The following is a 16,841-nucleotide window of genomic DNA, read 5'->3' as shown; positions in this document are numbered from 1 at the left end:
GACTCGGCTCGGCACTAGGCGATCTTCCCGTCGCGCACCGTGATCGTGGTGTCCGCGACGGCGGCGGCCTTCGGGTCGTGGGTCACCATCATCACCAGACGGTCGGCGGTGTCGTGCGCCACCTCCGAAAGCAACTCGAGAACCGAGTCGCCCGTCTTGGAGTCCAGGTTGCCGGTCGGTTCGTCGGCGAGCAGGATCGTCGGGTCCATGATGAGCGACCGTGCGATCGCGACGCGCTGCATCTGGCCGCCGGACAGCTCCGACGGGCGATGGTCGACGCGGTTCCCGAGACCGACGCGGCGAAGTAGTTCCACCGCACGGGGTTTCGCCTTGCGCAGCGACTGGTTGTCCAGCAACCGGGGCAGCGCCACGTTCTCCCACGCCGACATCGTCGGGACGAGATTGAAGAACTGGAAGATGAAGCCGACACGGTTGCGGCGGAACTCCGAGGCGGCGGTGTCCTCGAGCGCGCCGAGGTCGACCCCGTCGATGCTGATCCGCCCCGACGTCGGGGTGTCGAGTGCGCCGAGCACGTGCAGCAAGGTGCTCTTGCCCGCCCCGGACGGACCGACGACGGACACGAACTGGCCGCCGTCGACGGAGAGGTTCAGGCCGTCGAGGGCACGGACCCGCTCCTCACCCATCTGGTACTCGCGCACCAGATCGACAGCCTCCACGAGGGCACGTCCGGCGCCGGGCGCCTGCCCGGGTTCCTTCGACACCCCCGGATCGTAACCCAGACCCGGGACACGACCGGTTCTTCTCACGCTCCCCAGCGACCGGTCGCGAAGAACTCGTCGAGGACCGCATCTGCGGGTCCGAGGTCGAAAGAGCTTCCGGCGAGCCACGAGTCGTCGAAATACGTGGTGGCATAGCGGTCCCCGGAGTCGCACAGGAGGGTCACGACGCTGCCCGGCGTGCGGGCCGCGGCCATCTCGGCGACCAGCGAGAACGCACCCCACATGTTGGTTCCGGTCGACCCTCCGACCCGTCGGCCCAGCAGGTCGCTCACCCGGCGCGCGGTCGCGATCGACGCCTCGTCCGGCACCCCGATCATCCGGTCGATGACCTGGCTGATGAACGACGGCTCGACCCGCGGCCGGCCGATGCCCTCGATGCGCGACCCCGTCTGGGCGGTGAGGGTCCCGTCGGCGGTCTCGTACGCCGGCAGGAACACCGAGTTCTCCGGGTCGACGACCGCCAGCCACGTGTCGTGCCGCCGGTAGCGGACGTACCGTCCGAGCGTCGCCGACGTGCCCCCGGTCCCGGCGCCCACGACGATCCAGGTCGGGATCGGATGATCCTCGTCGGCCATCTGCGCGAAGATCGACTCCGCGATGTTGTTGTTGCCGCGCCAGTCGGTCGCGCGCTCGGCCATCGTGAACTGGTCGATGAAGTGACCGCCGAGTTCGGCCTCGAGACGCAGCGCCTCGGCATAGACCTCGCCGGGGTGATCGACGAAATGGCAACGCCCGCCGTGTCGTTCGATGAGTGCGGTCTTGGCGGGCGAGGTGCTACGGGTCATCACCGCGATGAACGGGACCCCGATCAGCTCGGCGAAGTAGGCCTCGCTGACCGCGGTGGACCCCGACGACGCCTCGATCACCGGGGTGCCCCGGACGACCCAGCCGTTGCACAGCGCGTACAGGAACAGCGAACGTGCGAGGCGGTGCTTGAGCGAACCGGTCGGATGCGTCGACTCGTCCTTGACATACAGGTCGATACCGACCTCGCCGTCGGGACCCGCCCATCGCGACCACGACGGCAGCGCGACGCGGAGCAGATGGGTGTCGGCGCTTCGGCGCGCATCGGCCTCGATCAGGCGGACGGCGTTCTGCGCCCAGGACCGGTCGGCGCGACGGTCCACGACCAGGGTCGGCCTCATCTCGCCGCAACCCCTGCCGCGTAACTCACTTGTCGCCGCGGAGACGGGCCTGCAGGTCGTCGTGCTTGGATCGCCGTCCGGCCTCCAGGGCCGCGATCTCGCCGTTCACCTTCAGACGCAGCTTCTTGAACAGCACCATGCCCAACGGCAGCGCGATCAGGACGCCGAACACCGCCGCGACCAGGAAGGGGACCTCGACGTCGACGAGACGACCGCCGACCAGGATGATCACGACGACCGCCGCGACGAGGAGCAACCGCGCGAAGGTGTAGGCGAACAACGCGACCGCCAGGGTCATCGGACGTCCGCCCGCCTGCGCGGTTGCGGGTGTGGATTTCTCGGGAGAACTGTCCCCTGCGACGTTGTGGTCCTGCGGTTCACTCACCCCACCAGACTACTGGGCACCCGGAACACCTCTGCAGGTCGCGGGCCTTTGCACACTCTTTACCTGCCGCTGACGGTTCGAGTACCTGGGCGTTTTGCGTGTATTCATGAAGCACTCGTCCACCATGTGCCGAGCCGCTCGCCACCTCCGGCGCACCGACGGAGCACGCAACGAAGCACCAGGGGGAATCATGACCACCGTCGAATCCGCACCGCACGCCGCCTACATCACCCCGGGCATGGCCAGCCAGCACACCCTGACCCCGGGTCAGGTCGCCGCGATGTTCAACGTGAATCCCAAGACCGTCGCACGCTGGGCGAGCTCGGGCATCCTCGGCTCGATCCGGACCCCGGGCGGGCACCGCCGGTTCCGCGAGGAAGACGTCGTCGCCCTGCTCAACCGACGCACCCACTGACCGGAGTTCATCCTCCTCGATCGGGATCCACCCGGTGGGCACGTCGTTCGACGTGGCCAGCCCGGCAACTCACGTACGCTGGTCGTCGGGAGGTTGTCATGATCTATCTGTTCGCCGTTCTGGGTCTGCTCGCCATCGGTTTCCTCATGTGGCGCGCCTTCGGACCGCAATCCGACGGTGCCGGTGACACCCCCTCGCCCGGCCCCCGACGCCCTCGCCAACGCGGACCGCTCGGCCCCGACGACGACCCGGATTTCCTGCGTGACCTCGACAATCGGACACGAGGTTCCAATGGGACCGACAGCGACGACGCGTAGGCGCGAAGCCGATCAAAAACTGAGACCAGGTTCAGACGCCCGGGCGGAACATACCCATGGGTAGGGTATCGTCCAGATCACCATCGATCCCCCGGTGGCTGATCCGAGAGAAGGCGCCGTTGAACCCCGGACGATCTCCGCAAGGGGCGTCGACCGAAGACGACCTGAGCTTCGCCGAGAAGATCGGTTATCTCTTCGAGCACAGCCGTGACGAGAACGGCATCCGGTACACCGGGAAGAAGATCGCCGAGAAGGCCAATCGGCTCGGATACTCGCTCTCCGACGCCTACATCTCCCAGTTGCGCACCGGTAAGGCGCGCACACCGTCGTTCCGGACCGTCGAGGCCATCGCACGCGCCTTCGACGTCAGCGTCACGTATTTCCTCTCCAATCCCGACGAGGATCTCGAACGCGTTCGGCAGCAGCAGAACTACGTGGAGATGCTCCAGGTCACCGGGAGCCATCTGTCGGGGATCGACATGGCCTCACTGTGCCCCGAGACCATCGACGCGCTCATCGATCTGCTCAAGCTGGTGAAGGCGCAGGCACTCGCCAAGAGCGCCGAACAGTCCGCACCGGCGGACTCCGCCGGCTGACGCCTCTCGTGCGACGGCCGAGCCATGAGCCCGGCCGCGACGCTCACAGGCCCGCGTACGAGTGCAGGCCGGACACCACCAGATTGATGATGAACAGGTTGAACAGCATCGCCACGAACCCGGCGACGTTGATCCACGCGGCCGCGTTGCTGCGCCATCCGGCGGTCGCGCGGGCGTGCAGGTAGGCGGCGTAGATGACCCAAGCGATGAACGACACGGTCTCCTTGGGGTCCCAGCCCCAGAAGCGGCCCCACGCGGCCTCGGCCCAGATCGCGCCGCAGATGACGCCCAGGCCGAACAGCGGGAACCCGATCACCACGCACTTGTAGGCGAGACGATCCAGGCTCTCCGTCGACGGCAGGTGCTCGACGATCCGCCGCAGTGCGCCACCGATCCCGGGACGGGTCGCCACCGCCGCGGCCGCGTCGTCCGATGTCGCCGCCCAACGCACCTTGATCAGGTAGAGGATGCTGGCGACACCGGACACCAGCAGGATGCCCGAGGACACCGAGATGATCGACACGTGCACGGCCAGCCAGTAGGACTTCAGGGCCGGGACCACCGGTGCGGCCTGCGTGTACAGCCAGCGACCGGCGATGAACATCAGCAGGATGACCGGAAGCAGCACGAACGACAGCAGCGGGCGGTGCTCCCGCTTGCGCAGGATGATCAGACCGGCGAGCACTCCGGCGGCACACGTCATCGAGATGAACTCGTACATGTTGCCCCACGGCGCGCGTTCGGTCGCGATGCCGCGCAACACGATCGAACCGATGTGGGCGACGAGACCCACGATGACCACCGGCAGAGCCATGTTGCCGAGCCTGTCGCCCAGCGTGCGCCGTGCCGGCCCCTCGACGCGACCCGGCACTCGCTGCTCGCCGTCGGCAGTCCCGGTGGCGCCGGCGTTCACCAGCGACTTCTGCTCGAGGCGACGACCCCGGACAGCCGCGAGTGCGCCCAGGAACAGGACGACCGCCACGACGTAGACCGTCATCGCGGTGCCGTACAACAGGTCCGAATACCGCGCGAGCGTCTCGTCGATCGGCATCGTCGTTCCGTCGTTCATCAGGTTCCTTTCGCCGGCTGTCAGAGCCGCCGTGTCGTACGCCGCGAGGCGGGCCCGTCCGCGTCCTCGGCCACGAGTCCGGCCGCCTGCTCGTCGAAGCCCTCTCCCCAGCCGGCCTGATCGGTACGTGCCAGGCCGGCGATCTCTACTACAGTACGTCGTTTCGAATCGAGCTGGTCATCGCCATCGGTTTCCGCCCCCGCGGCACCCGGCACTGCAGCGGGCGCCGGGACCAGCCGGACCCAGATCCGTCGACGACGGATCAGCAGCGAGACCAGCAGCCCGCCGAGCATCACGACCGCGCTGACCAGAACCCACACCTGGGCGGGGTCGTGGGAGACCTGCACCGACACCCAGCGCTCGTAGCCGTCGAAGGTCACCGTCGTGCCGTCGGCCAACGTGTGACTCTGCCCCACCGCGAGGTTGACCTGGGCCTGCCGCTGCAGGCGGCCCTGCTCGATCAGCTCCTGGTCGAGGGAGTAGACGTTCTGCGGTTTACCGGTGTCGAGGCCGGTGTCGCCCTTGAAGATCCGGATCGCGACGAACGGGTCGTCGGGCTCGGGTGACGACGACATCAGCAACGACCCGTGGAAGGACGCCGTCGGCGCGAACAGACCCTCGAGGGCGATCTGGTTCTTGCGACGGTCGTCGGGGTCGGGGTACAGGCCCGCGGGGGTGTCGAACCGGACCGCCCCCGACGACAGCATGGTCTGCAGTTCGTCGGGTACGAACGGCGTGGTCTGCGAGCGCTTCTCACCATTCGGGAACGTCACCGTGAACTTCGGCGCAAAGCCGTTGCCGAGGACGTACACGCGGTCACCGGCGACGCGAAGCGGTTCGTTGACCCGCACCGATGCACTCGGCCATGTCGCGGGGTTGCCGAGATCGCCCACATTTCCATCGGAGCCCTCCGCGTAGCGGATCGTCGCGTCGTACATGTCGGGCTGACCGCTCGGCAGGAAGGTCGCCGAGAAGTCGTCGACGCGGAAGCAGAACGGCGACAGGTCGGTGCCGTCGACGAGGTTGCCTGCCCGGAACGAGTCGTAGACGGCGGTCGAGGTGTTGCACATCCCCTGTTCGCCGTCCGCGACGAGACTGCGGGTGCCCTCGTAGCCGTACATCTTGCCCGCGGCGATCGACACCAGGAGGGCCAGCAAGGCGAAGTGGAACAGCAGGTTGCCGAACTCGCGCAGGTATCCCTTCTCCGCGGAGACCTCGACGCACCCGTCGGGATAGGCCTTGGTGGGCTCGCGGACGACCACCTCCCGACGCCATCCGCGCAAGCGGGAGCTGACGCGTTCGGCGACCGCCTCGGGAGTGCCGTCGACGGTGTGTGTGACATGCCGCGGAAGCCGCGACAGATTGCGGGGCGCGGCGACCGGCTTGGCCCGCAGGCTGTGGAAATGCTCCACCATCCGCGGCGTGAGGCAACCGACGAGCGAGACGAACAGCAGAACGTAGATGGCGGTGAACCACACGCTGGAGAAGACGTCGAACAGCTGCAGTCTGTCCATCCACGTCCCGAGCTGACCGCGGGCGGCGATGTACTCGAGGGTCTTCTGCTCGTTCAGTTCGCGCTGCGGGAGCAGGGCCCCGGGGATCGCGGCCAGGGCGAGCAGGAACAGCAGGATCAGCGCGGTCCGCATCGAGGTGAGCGAACGCCACAGATTGCGCAGCGGCCACAGCAGTCGGCGACGCGCCCAGTGGGGCTTGCGGGCCGGCTCGGGGGTGTCCACCTGCGGGCGGTCGGTCACATCGGTCATAGGACTGGCACTCAGATCGGTAGTTGGGTGTCGGTGACGAATCGGACCTGGACCCAGACGATGAACTGGTCCCACCAGCCCGTCAGCAGGGCGACGCCCACCCCGATCAGAAGGACGCCGCCGACGACCTGGATCGTGCGGGCGTGGCGCCGCAGGAAGCCGAGGCTCCGCAACGCCCAGGCCGAGGAGAACGCCAGGATCACGAACGGGAGCCCGAGCCCGAGGCAGTACGCGACGATGAGCGTCACGCCCTTGGCCGCCGTCGACCCCTCGGTTCCGCTGACGGTCGCGATCACCGCGGCCAGGGTCGGCCCCAGGCAGGGCGTCCAGCCGAGCGCGAAGACCGCGCCGAGCAGCGGTGCGCCCACGATGTTGGAGACGCGACGGGGCTCGAACCGGACCTCACGCTGCAACGCCGGGATGAGGCCGATGAACACCAGGCCCATGGCGATCGTGACCACGCCGCCGATGCGTTGCAGCAGTTCGCGATTCAGGACGAACGTGCTCGTGACGCCGAGGACCGTGGCGGTGGCCGCGACGAAGACGACGGTGAAGCCGAGCACGAACAGACCCGCGGCGAGTGCGACGCGCGATCGGCCGCTCTTGACCTGTTCGCCCACCTTCACCGCGGGCGCCTCCGCCCCGACGAGGCCCGCGAGATAGGACAGATAGCCCGGCACGAGCGGCACGACGCACGGCGACGCGAACGAGACGAGACCGGCGAGCAGGCACGCGGCGAACGCGAGCAGCAGCGGCCCGCTGGACACGGTGTCGGCGAAGGTGTCGCCGATCGACGAGGCGAGGATCGTGGTCGAGGCGTTCATCAGACCGGGCCCGCCGGTTCGGCCGCGACGCGCTGCACGACCTCGTCGAGTTCGGCATCGGAGACCGCCTTGAGGAACACCGCGGCCGGCCGGTGCTGACGATCGAGCACGATCGTGGTCGGCACCACCGAGGTGGGCGTGGTCAGCGCAGCCAGCGACATCCCCGGGAAGTCGTAGATCGACGGGAACCCGACGTTGCGGTCGATCACGAAGTCCTTGGCGGACTCGCGGTCGTCACGCAGGTTGATTCCGAGGAATTCGACGCCGTTGTCACGGTGACGTTCGTAGACGCGCTCGAGGTCGTCGGCCTCACCCCGGCAGGGCCCGCACCACGATCCCCAGACGTTGATCACCACGGCCTTGCCGGCGAATCGAGGGTCCGACAGCGACAACGGCTGGCCGGTCACCAGATCCTCGCCGCTGAGCTCGGCGATGGGTTTGCGGTCTGCCGCGGGGTAGGTGATGACCGTCTGCCCGCCGGGCGAGACGAACTGGAAGGTGTTCCCCTGGGCGACCGCGTCGTCGCCGGTGCTGCAGCCCGCGATCACCATGATCAGGGCCGACAGCACCGCCGGCAGGAGAAGCTTTCGCACCACGTCAGACCTTCGGGTCACGCACCGGTGGCCAGCGGGTCGGAGGCACCGGCCGGCTCGGAGTAGATGATGTCGACGAGGGCGTCGTCGTCGTAGATGAGGCTGGTCAGCGAGGCCAGCGAGCACTGGCGTCGACGCGGGTCGTGCCAGAGACGCTGACCTTCGAGGAACCGGCGCAGCGTGTAGACGGGGAGCTGGTGGCTGACACAGACCGCCTCGTGTCCTCGGGCGGCATCGCGCGCCTTGTTGGCCGCGGCCAGCATGCGGTGCGCGAGCTGGATGTAGGGCTCACCCCAGGACGGCGTGAACGGGTCGCGGAGCTTCGGCCAGTGCCGCGGCTTGCTCAGCGCGCCGTCGCCGACGGAGACCTTCAGTCCCTCGAAGACGTTCTCGGCCTCGATGAGGTCGTCGTTGGTGAGGATCGGGACACCGTGCGCGGCGGCGATCGGGGTGGCGGTCTCCTGCGCGCGTTGCAGCGGCGAGGCGAAGACGGCCTTGATGTCGTGATCGGCCAGGGTCGCGGCGACCTTGTCCGCCTGCGCGCGACCCGCACCCGACAGGCGGAATCCGGGAAGCCGTCCGTAGAGGATGGCGTCGGGGTTGTCGACCTCTCCATGGCGCATCATGTGGACGATCGTGTGCATCAGGCGTTGTCCCCCGGGGTGGCTGCGGTCGCGGCTGCCTGCGCTGCCGTGGGCAACGCATCGGCGATCTGCGAAAAAGCATCCTCGTCGAGCGCCGCGGACACAAACCAGGCCTCGAAGGCGCTCGGCGGTGCGTAGACGCCGCGTTCGAGCAGCGCGTGGAAGAACGGGGCAAACCGCCAGGTCTGCGTCGCGGACACCCCCGCGTAGTCGAAGATCGGGATCTCCGGGTCGGTAGCGAAGAACACACTCAGCAGGTTGCCCGCCTTCTGCACCCGATGGGCGACCCCGGCTTCGGTGAGGGCCTCGGTGAGGAGGGTCGCGAGCCGGTCGGCGTTGGCGTCGAGCTTGCGGTAGACGTCGACGTCGGCGTTCCGCAGGGTCGCGAGGCCCGCCGCGACGGCTACGGGGTTACCCGACAGCGTGCCCGCCTGGTAGACGGGGCCGGTGGGCGCGAGACGGTCCATGACGTCGGCGCGACCGCCGAAGGCCGCGGCGGGCAGACCGCCGCTCATCACCTTCCCGAAGGTGTAGAGGTCGCCGGCGACGCCCTCGAGGCCGTACCAACCGCTCGGACTCACGCGGAAGCCCGTCATGACCTCGTCCATGATGAGCAGCGCGCCGTGCCTGCGGGTCAGATCGCGCAGACCGGCGTTGAAGCCCTCGACCGGGGCGACGGCGCCCATGTTGCCCGCCGCGGCCTCGGTGATGACGGCGGCGATGTCGTCGCCGTGGGCGGCGAAGGCGTCGGCGACGGCGGTCAGGTCGTTGTACGGGAGGACGAGCGTGTCGTGGGCCGAGGCGCCGGTGACGCCGGGGCTCGTCGGGAGTCCGAGGGTCGCGACACCCGAACCGGCCGCGGCCAACAGGGCGTCGACGTGACCGTGATAGCAGCCGGCGAACTTGATGATCTTGGACCGACCGGTGAAACCGCGGGCCAGGCGGATCGCCGACATGGTCGCCTCGGTGCCCGAATTCACCAGGCGGACCCGCTCGACGGGGTCGACGCGGCCGATGATCTCCTCGGCGAGTTCGATCTCCGCCTCGGTCGGGGCGCCGAAGGACAGTCCGCCGGTGGCCGCGCGCTGGACGGCATCCACGACGGCCGGATGTGCGTGTCCGAGGATCATCGGACCCCACGAGCTGACGAGGTCGACGTACTGGGCGCCGTCGGCATCGGTCATCCGGCATCCCGCCGCACTGGCGATGAACCGCGGCGTGCCGCCGACCGCCGAGAACGCGCGGACCGGCGAGTTGACTCCACCCGGGATGGACTGCGTCGCGCGGGCGAAGAGTGCGGCCGAGGCGTCCGTGCCGGGAGCGGAGGTGGCGTCAGCGGAAGGGGTCACGGCCTACAGTGTTCCAAACGGCACCGGGTGACCCAAATCCCCGCTGGTCGGAGGCCTGCGGCGGGGCTCAGCGGCCCATGTGGCGGACCCGGACCCTACTCGTCGAACGCCTTGCGCACCTGCGCGGCGATGGCCTCCTGGCCCCGGTCGTTGGGGTGCACGGCCCCCGGACCCGGGGTGGTCATCGGCTCGATCCAGCGTTGGTCGCCGGCACAGGCGTCGTGCCCCTCGGACACCTCCGACATGTCCACCCAGCGCACGCCCTCCTCCCCTGCGGCGCGGCTGCCGTAGGTGTTCAACGCGGCCTGCAGCTCGCGGATCATCGGCACGTCACCCGCGGCGATCCGCATCTCGGGATAGCAGCCGGTGGTCGGCGGGAGCAGCCACGGATACCCGGCGAGGAGGACCTTCGCGTTGGGGGCGCGGTCTCGGACGTCGCGCAGGGCCTGCCGGAGGGCGGGGTAGATCTCGGTCGCCACCGGCTCGATCAGGGATCGGCCGTAGCGGTCGGTGCACGGCGAGCCGGTGAGGTCGGTGTCGGCCACCTCGCCGCAGAGTCTGATCGCGCGGCTGTAGGTCTCCTTGTCGTTGCCGCCGATCATCAGCGTGACGACGTCGGTGTCCGCGTCGAGGGCTTCGAGCTGTCCCGGGACACCCTGATGCTGGGGTTCGCGGAAGTCCTCGGTGTCGGCGCCGGCACAGCTGACGTCGGTCAGTTCGACGGCCTCGCGCTCGGCGAGGAGGTGGGCGAAGTTCTTCGACGACCGCAGGCAGTAGATGGGCGAGTCCGCTTCCAGCGGTCGGACGCCGGTGCCCGCGCTGAAGCTGTCGCCGAGGTTGACGTACTTCGTCGACTGGGCGGGCGTTTCCGTCGACCGTGCGGGTGTTTCCGTCGACCGTGCGGGTGTTTCCGTCGACCGTGCGGGTGTTTCCGTCGACCGTGCGGGTGTTTCCGTCGACCGTGCGGGTGTTTCCGTCGACTGTGCACATCCGGCGAGGAGTGCACCGACCGCGAGCACGACGAGTCCCGACCTGATGAGCCGCGGTGGACGTCGACCGCCGAACCTGCGTGCGTTCATCCCGCCATCCTGCGTCCGGCGAAGCCGATCGGCAACCATCGACCTGCCGCCCACCCACGCGAGTAGCGTGGTTCGCCGAGGGGATCGCCGCTTCGGGCGGAGTCCCGCAGTCCAGTGACGAGGATGTGAATGCGCATGAGCGACAAGGAAATTCTCGACCCACAGGCCGTGCTCGACGGAGTACCCACCGGACTCTGGATCGACGGCCGGTCCACACCGGCGGCCGACGGCGCCACCCTGGAGGTCTACGACGCGGCCACCGAGGAGTCGCTCGTGTCGGTCGCCGATGCGGGAGTCGCCGACGCCCGCCGCGCTCTCGATTCCGCCGTCGCCGCGTCGGCCGACTGGGCGGCCACCGCACCGCGCGAACGCAGCGAGATCCTGCGTCGGACCTTCGAGTTGCTCACCGATCGCGCCGACGACATCGCGATGTTGATGACCCTGGAGCTCGGGCGCGCCCTGCCCGACAGCCGCGCCGAGACCACCTACGGGCTGGAGTTCCTGCGCTGGTTCGCCGAGGAGGCGGTACGGATCGGCGGCCGGTTCAACCACGCACCCGCGGGCAACGGACGGATCCTGGTCGCCCATCAGCCGGTCGGGCCGTGTCTGGCGATCACGCCGTGGAACTTCCCCCTCGCGATGGGGACGCGCAAGATCGCGCCGGCGCTCGCGGCGGGCAACGTGATGATCGTGAAACCGGCCCGGGAGACGCCGCTGACGATGCTCGCCCTCGCCGAAGCCTTCGCCGAGGCGGGTCTGCCGGCGGGCGTTCTGTCGGTGCTGCCGACGAGTTCGAGCGGCGACGTGTCGTCGACGCTGATCGACGACGACCGCATCCGCAAGATCAGCTTCACCGGCTCGACCCCGGTGGGTCGCAACCTCCTCAGCCAGGCGGCCGACCGCATCCAGCGCACCTCGATGGAACTCGGCGGCAACGCGCCGTTCCTCGTGTTCGACGACGCCGACGTCGACGCCGCGGTCGAGGGCGCGTTCGCCGCGAAGATGCGCAACGGGGGCGAGGCGTGCACCGCGGCCAACCGCTTCCTGGTGCAGTCCGGGGTAGTCGAGGAGTTCACCGAGAAGCTCGCGGCGAAGATGTCGGAGGTCCGCATGGGACCCGGTTACTCCGAAGGCGTGACCCTCGGCCCGCTTGTGAACGCCGACCAGCGGGACAAGGTCGCCGAGGCCGTGGACCAGGCGGTCGCCGACGGCGCCCGGGTACGTCTCGGCGGCGAACGACCGGATGGTCGCGGATTCTTCTATCCGGCAACGGTTCTCGACAACATCGACCCGTACGCTCCGGTGACCCGCGAGGAGATCTTCGGTCCCGTCGCGATCATCAGCAGCTTCGACGACGAGGCCGACGGCATCGCGGCCGCCAACTCCACCGAGTACGGCCTCGCGTCGTATTTCTACAGCCGCGACATCGAGCGCTGCATGCGGGTCGCGGAGAAACTGGACTCCGGCATGGTCGGGGTCAACCGCGGTGTGATCTCGGACGCCGCAGCGCCATTCGGCGGCATCAAGCAATCCGGTATCGGACGCGAGGGCGGCAGCGAGGGCATCAACGAATACCTGTCGGTGAAGTACATCGCGCTCACCTGACCCGTCGCCGCATCGCCCGAACCATCGTTCGACGACGATCAGCGGTTGTTACGTATGTGACTAGTGATGCAGGTGTTACCGATTCGACACCTGCACGGCCGTACAGATCCTTACACTCGGACACCATGCGTCGTAGAACCCTCACGTCCGCGATGGCTGCTGCCGCGGTCACCACGGCCGCCGCGGTGGCGATCGCGGTAGCACCGACCACGCCCGGCACGAGCGTCGAAATCGCCGCGTTCAGCACCGATTTCGGAAGCGTCGACCTCGGCAGCTCCGAGCTGGGGACACCCAACAGCAACTTCTTGTGGCAGAGCCCGGGGACCCGGTACATCGTCGTGCTCGGCGCCAAGTTCGGCGTTCTCGGCCAGACTCCGGATGTTCTCAAGCGACGGCTCGACGTCGCCGCCAACCTCGGCAAGAAGCACCCGTTCAACCGCATGATCGTCTCCGGCGGTGACACCCACTGGCTCCCCGTCACCGAGGCCCAGTTCATGAACCTCGGCCTCATCCGTCGCGGAATCCCCATGTGGCAGATGGTGAACGAGGGCGCGTCCACCTCCACGGTGCAGAACGCCCAGAACACGGTGCGGATGCTGAAGCACATGGGCGCCAACGGCGCGATCATCGTGACCAACGGCTTCCACATGGAACGCGCGATGAAGAACTTCCGCGACGCGGCCCGGCAGCAGGGCGCACGGATCGAATTCCGGTCGGCGTACGCCTGAGGCCGCCCCGTCGACCGGGCGCTAGATTTCGTCGACCGTGCGTTTGTTTTCATCGACCGTGCGTCGCGATCCGTCGAGTGTGCGTCCGATCCCGTCGAGTGTGCGTCCGATCCCGTTGAGTGTGCGCTATATTTCGTCGACTGTGCGTCGCGATCCGTCGACCGTGCACCCTATGTCATTGACGCAGTCCCTAATAAGCACCGCGCGCCCTCATCGCTTTGACTATCTCGACGACGATCCCGAACGGCTCATCACGAAGGCGCCGGCGGTCGACGCGGATCATGATCCACCCCAGCTCACGCAACGACGCGTCTCGCGACTCGTCGCGAGCGCTCTGCTCTTGTGACGAGTGGAAGTCCCCGCCATCGTATTCGACGCCGATCTTCAGTGCTTCGTATCCCAGATCTATTCGTGCGAAGGGGTTTCCGCTCCGGTTGGTCACGACGATCTGCAGATCCGGTGTGGGCAGTTCCGACCGCACCATGAGGAGCCTGACCCAGCTCTCGGGCGGAGACTCAGCTCGTGCGTCGACCAAGGGTGCCAGCTCTCGAATCTGTCGAACGTGGCGGCGCCTCCGCTGAGCATCGGCGTAGCGGGCGAGGTCCCGGGTGTCGAGTTCGGTCGCCCTCGCCAGGGCATCGAGGTACCCGAGCGCACGCCACGGTGGCTGCATGCGTCCGATGTCGAAGGCGGTGCGGAGCGGCGTCGTCACCCGGACACTGTCGACAATGCACCAATCCGCGGGATCGATGTCGAACCGGTGAGTGATGGTTCCCTTGGCGGGACGTCCGGATCCGGTCGCCGGACGAACGAGTTCGATACTGAAGTCGTCGTCGTACCACGCGGAACCATGAAGGATCGATGCTGCCATCCCCGCCACGACTGGCTCGCCCTGTGCACTCGCACAGACCCCCAGAATTCGTTGACGGGCGGTGAGCAGCGTGGACCGGTCGACGAAGTTGCTGCCTCGCAGATGCCGGTATCCGGCGTCGAACTGCTCCGCGGCCACAGCGCCGAGCATCATCTCGTGGCGCGTGGTCAGGGGAATGGAACCGGTCGCGAAGGTCGTCATACAGACTCGGACGCAGCGGACGCCATCGTGGTTTCATCTACCCGGTACGAACGTGGCCACGAAGGTATGCCGAGGTCGTTCGGACCGCGTTCCGCACCGGACCACACGCACACTCGACGAAAACCGACGCACGATCAACGGAAATCAACGCACGGTCGACGGGAATCGACGCACAGTCGACGAAAACCGACGCACAGTCGACGCGATTCGACGCACAGTCGACGCGATTCGACGCACAGTCGACGAAAACCGACGCACGGTCGACGGCCCCGGGAACAGCACCGCGCAAAAGCAATTCGCCCCGCCGGCCGAAGCCGACGGGGCGAACCTGTGAGAGGGAAAGCGATCAGCGGAGCAGCGCGCGGCTCATGACGACACGCTGGATCTGGTTGGTGCCCTCGTAGATCTGGGTGATCTTGGCGTCGCGCATCATGCGCTCGACCGGGAAGTCGCGGGTGTAGCCGGCGCCGCCGAAGAGCTGCACGGCGTCGGTGGTGACCTCCATCGCGACATCGGAGGCGAAGCACTTCGACGCCGAGGAGATGAAGCCCAGGTTCTTCTCGCCACGCTCGGCGCGGGCGGCCGAGGTGTAGACCATGAGGCGCGCGGCCTCGACCTTCATCGCCATGTCGGCGATCATGAACTCGACGCCCTGGAACGAGCTGATCGGCTTGCCGAACTGCTTGCGGTCCTTGACATATGCGATCGCCTGGTCGAGCGCGCCCTGCGCGATGCCGACGGCCTGCGCGCCGATGGTCGGGCGGGTGTGGTCAAGGGTCTGCAGCGCGGTCTTGAAGCCGGTGCCCTCGTCGCCGATGATGCGGTCGAGCGGGATGGTGCAGTCCTCGAAGTACAGCTCCGCGGTGGGCGACCCCTTGATACCGAGCTTCTTCTCCAGCGGTCCGACGGTGAAGCCGGGATCGTCCTTGTGGACCATGAACGCCGAGATGCCGTTGGCCTTCTTGTCGGCGTCTGTCACGGCCATCACGGTGTACCAGGACGACTTGCCGCCGTTGGTGATCCAGCACTTGGTGCCGTTGAGGACCCAGTTGTTGCCGTCCTTGCGTGCGCGGGTCTTCATACCCGCGGCGTCGGAGCCGGCCTCACGTTCGGACAGTGCGTACGACGCCATCGCCTCGCCGGAGGCGATGGACGGCAGCACCTGCTGCTTGAGTTCCTCGGAGCCGTTGAGGATCAGGCCCATGGTGCCGAGCTTGTTGACGGCCGGGATCAGCGACGACGACGCGTCGACACGGGCGACCTCTTCGATGACGATGCATGCCGCGATGGAGTCGCCGCCCTGGCCGCCGTACTCCTCGGGCACGTGGATGGCGTTGAATCCGGATGCGACCAGCGCGTCGAGGGCTTCCTGCGGGAACCGTGAGTTCTCGTCGACGTCCGCGGCGTGCGGCTCGATCTCCTTCTCCGAGAGAGCGCGGATCGCATCACGCAGCGCCAGATGCTCCTCCGGGAGTTCGAAGACGTTGAAGTCGGGATTTCCGTAGCCCATGACAACTCCTCACGGCACCTGCGGTGCCAGCTTGTGGGTCCCTGCTCGTTCCCGGCACGCGTGTACCGGCAGATGTTGACGACCAGTGCACCACGGCACTCAGTGCCATGTCAATGCGCATGGGGCTTGCTCGTCCGATTGTCCACGAATCCGCGGCCCGTGTCCCACGGCCGCCCGCCGGGTCAGTCATCGCTCAGCGATTCGGCCACGCGACGTGCGACTTCCGTCGGCGATGTCCCGGCCGGATAGGTGACGACGGTGACCCGTCTGTCCGGTTCGACCCGCGGGTGCCCATCCTCGGCACCGAGTGCCACCGCCACTCGGGAGAGCTCTACGCGCAGACGCGCCAGGGTCGCATCGGCGTCGCCTCGGATCATCTGGCGGAGCAGGTAGTTGTGGGTGCCCGTGACCGCCGCGACGTAGGCGACGACGTGCACCGGGCTCTCGTCGGGCAGTCGACGACGGAGGAAATCCTCGAATGCGCCCTGGTAGCGGTAGGTGGTGACCAGTTCCCGATCCCGCAACGCCGGGACCTCCTGCACCACCTGCGCGCGACGCACCGCGAGGTCCCGGTCCCGCACGAAGTGCCCGAAGACCAGCTCGGCCGCCGCGCACACCGCCGGCCACGGGTCACCGGTGTCGGCCGCGAGGCGCTCCCCGACCTGGGCCAGCAGCGACTCGTGGTCGGCGAAGATCACGTCCTCCTTGGACCCGAACTGCCGGAAGAACGTGCGCCGGGACATCCCCGCGGCGGCCGCGAGCTGGTCGACGGTGGTCGACTCGTAACCGTTCTCGCTGAACAACCGGATCGACTCGGCGACGACGCGCATCCGGAAGGCGGCCGGGTCGGTATCCGCGACTGACATGGGTCAAGTATCACCACACCGCGGCGCAGCGGCCGGCAGACCGGCCCCGAGAAGGCGGTTCGGCGCCGACCCGTACATCGGATGGCGATCATTACTCGTCAGTAGCAGGCGCCACAAAAGCTAGTTCCGACGCCGGGTCAC

Annotated in this window: 18 protein-coding genes; 5 read left to right on the top strand and 13 right to left on the bottom strand. The window is 68.0% G+C overall.

All coding sequences use genetic code 11. The annotated features are described in order from the left end of the window. Positions 1-14: 14 nt before the first annotated feature. From MAY35_RS11695 to MAY35_RS11685, 3 genes are all read right to left on the bottom strand, one after another. The gene (locus MAY35_RS11695) at positions 15-644 is read right to left on the bottom strand and encodes an ABC transporter ATP-binding protein (protein WP_238421551.1); all 630 of its coding nucleotides are present in this window, start codon (positions 642-644) and stop codon (positions 15-17) included. A 119-nt stretch (positions 645-763) separates the two neighbouring features. Further along, positions 764-1,885 carry a PLP-dependent cysteine synthase family protein gene (locus tag MAY35_RS11690; protein ID WP_238421465.1) on the bottom strand — a complete coding sequence of 374 codons (1,122 nt, stop codon included), beginning with the start codon at positions 1,883-1,885 and terminating at the stop codon, positions 764-766. 25 nt (positions 1,886-1,910) lie between these two features. Continuing rightward, on the bottom strand, positions 1,911-2,183 hold the full coding sequence (locus MAY35_RS11685; protein WP_238421550.1) for a DUF4229 domain-containing protein: 273 nt from the start codon (positions 2,181-2,183) through the stop codon (positions 1,911-1,913). A 277-nt stretch (positions 2,184-2,460) separates the two neighbouring features. Here MAY35_RS11685 and MAY35_RS11680 point away from each other — a divergent pair, with 277 nt between their 5' ends. The 3 genes from MAY35_RS11680 (at position 2,461) to MAY35_RS11670 (ending at position 3,598) form a co-directional block, all read left to right on the top strand. Continuing rightward, positions 2,461-2,685, top strand: a complete 225-nt coding sequence (locus tag MAY35_RS11680) for a BldC family transcriptional regulator (RefSeq protein ID WP_238421464.1) — start codon at positions 2,461-2,463, stop codon at positions 2,683-2,685. Positions 2,686-2,783: 98 nt separating this feature from the next. Next, positions 2,784-3,002, top strand: a complete 219-nt coding sequence (locus MAY35_RS11675; protein WP_238421463.1) for a hypothetical protein — start codon at positions 2,784-2,786, stop codon at positions 3,000-3,002. Positions 3,003-3,121: 119 nt separating this feature from the next. Then, on the top strand, positions 3,122-3,598 hold the full coding sequence (locus MAY35_RS11670) for a helix-turn-helix domain-containing protein (RefSeq protein ID WP_238421462.1): 477 nt from the start codon (positions 3,122-3,124) through the stop codon (positions 3,596-3,598). A gap of 43 nt (positions 3,599-3,641) precedes the next feature. On the opposite strand, the gene ccsB is transcribed toward MAY35_RS11670, so the two are convergent. The 7 genes from ccsB to MAY35_RS11635 all read right to left on the bottom strand — a co-directional run bounded on the left by ccsB (position 3,642) and on the right by MAY35_RS11635 (position 10,919). After that, entirely contained in the window at positions 3,642-4,667 is a 1,026-nt protein-coding gene (gene ccsB, locus MAY35_RS11665) for a c-type cytochrome biogenesis protein CcsB (protein ID WP_238421461.1), read from the bottom strand. A gap of 20 nt (positions 4,668-4,687) precedes the next feature. Further along, on the bottom strand, positions 4,688-6,430 hold the full coding sequence (locus tag MAY35_RS11660) for a cytochrome c biogenesis protein ResB (RefSeq protein ID WP_238421460.1): 1,743 nt from the start codon (positions 6,428-6,430) through the stop codon (positions 4,688-4,690). Positions 6,431-6,441: 11 nt separating this feature from the next. After that, positions 6,442-7,254, bottom strand: coding sequence for a cytochrome c biogenesis CcdA family protein (locus tag MAY35_RS11655; protein ID WP_238421459.1), 813 nt, complete (start codon positions 7,252-7,254; stop codon positions 6,442-6,444). Further along, positions 7,254-7,847 (bottom strand): TlpA disulfide reductase family protein, encoded by a 594-nt coding sequence (locus tag MAY35_RS11650; protein WP_238421458.1) that lies wholly within the window; start codon positions 7,845-7,847, stop codon positions 7,254-7,256. Before MAY35_RS11650 ends, MAY35_RS11655 begins: the two co-directional genes overlap by 1 nt. 17 nt (positions 7,848-7,864) lie before the next feature. Continuing rightward, a complete protein-coding gene (locus MAY35_RS11645) occupies positions 7,865-8,491 on the bottom strand; it encodes a histidine phosphatase family protein (protein WP_238421457.1) in 627 nt (208 codons plus the stop codon). Beyond that, entirely contained in the window at positions 8,491-9,840 is a 1,350-nt protein-coding gene (hemL, locus tag MAY35_RS11640) for a glutamate-1-semialdehyde 2,1-aminomutase (RefSeq protein ID WP_238421456.1), read from the bottom strand. The genes MAY35_RS11645 and hemL overlap by 1 nt, the downstream gene beginning before the upstream one ends. A 95-nt stretch (positions 9,841-9,935) precedes the next feature. Further along, a complete protein-coding gene (locus MAY35_RS11635) occupies positions 9,936-10,919 on the bottom strand; it encodes an SGNH/GDSL hydrolase family protein (RefSeq protein WP_238421455.1) in 984 nt (327 codons plus the stop codon). A gap of 135 nt (positions 10,920-11,054) precedes the next feature. Between MAY35_RS11635 and MAY35_RS11630 the strand changes: the two genes are divergently transcribed. After that, on the top strand, positions 11,055-12,524 hold the full coding sequence (locus tag MAY35_RS11630) for an NAD-dependent succinate-semialdehyde dehydrogenase (protein WP_238421454.1): 1,470 nt from the start codon (positions 11,055-11,057) through the stop codon (positions 12,522-12,524). A gap of 125 nt (positions 12,525-12,649) precedes the next feature. Further along, positions 12,650-13,252 (top strand): YdcF family protein, encoded by a 603-nt coding sequence (locus MAY35_RS11625; RefSeq protein ID WP_238421453.1) that lies wholly within the window; start codon positions 12,650-12,652, stop codon positions 13,250-13,252. Between the two features lie 190 nt (positions 13,253-13,442). Here the strand turns inward: MAY35_RS11625 and MAY35_RS11620 are convergent, their stop codons facing one another. The 3 genes from MAY35_RS11620 to MAY35_RS11610 all read right to left on the bottom strand — a co-directional run bounded on the left by MAY35_RS11620 (position 13,443) and on the right by MAY35_RS11610 (position 16,700). Further along, positions 13,443-14,324, bottom strand: a complete 882-nt coding sequence (locus tag MAY35_RS11620; protein WP_238421452.1) for an endonuclease domain-containing protein — start codon at positions 14,322-14,324, stop codon at positions 13,443-13,445. Positions 14,325-14,670: 346 nt separating this feature from the next. Further along, positions 14,671-15,834 carry an acyl-CoA dehydrogenase gene (locus MAY35_RS11615; protein ID WP_238421451.1) on the bottom strand — a complete coding sequence of 388 codons (1,164 nt, stop codon included), beginning with the start codon at positions 15,832-15,834 and terminating at the stop codon, positions 14,671-14,673. A gap of 182 nt (positions 15,835-16,016) precedes the next feature. After that, positions 16,017-16,700 (bottom strand): TetR family transcriptional regulator, encoded by a 684-nt coding sequence (locus MAY35_RS11610; RefSeq protein ID WP_238421450.1) that lies wholly within the window; start codon positions 16,698-16,700, stop codon positions 16,017-16,019. Between the last annotated feature and the right edge of the window lie 141 nt (positions 16,701-16,841).

The organism is Gordonia sp. 'Campus', from assembly GCF_022206305.1.
GTDB lineage: Bacteria > Actinomycetota > Actinomycetes > Mycobacteriales > Mycobacteriaceae > Gordonia.
The sequence above is the reverse complement of the archived record's forward strand: the minus strand, read 5'-3'. Positions and strand labels throughout refer to the sequence as shown.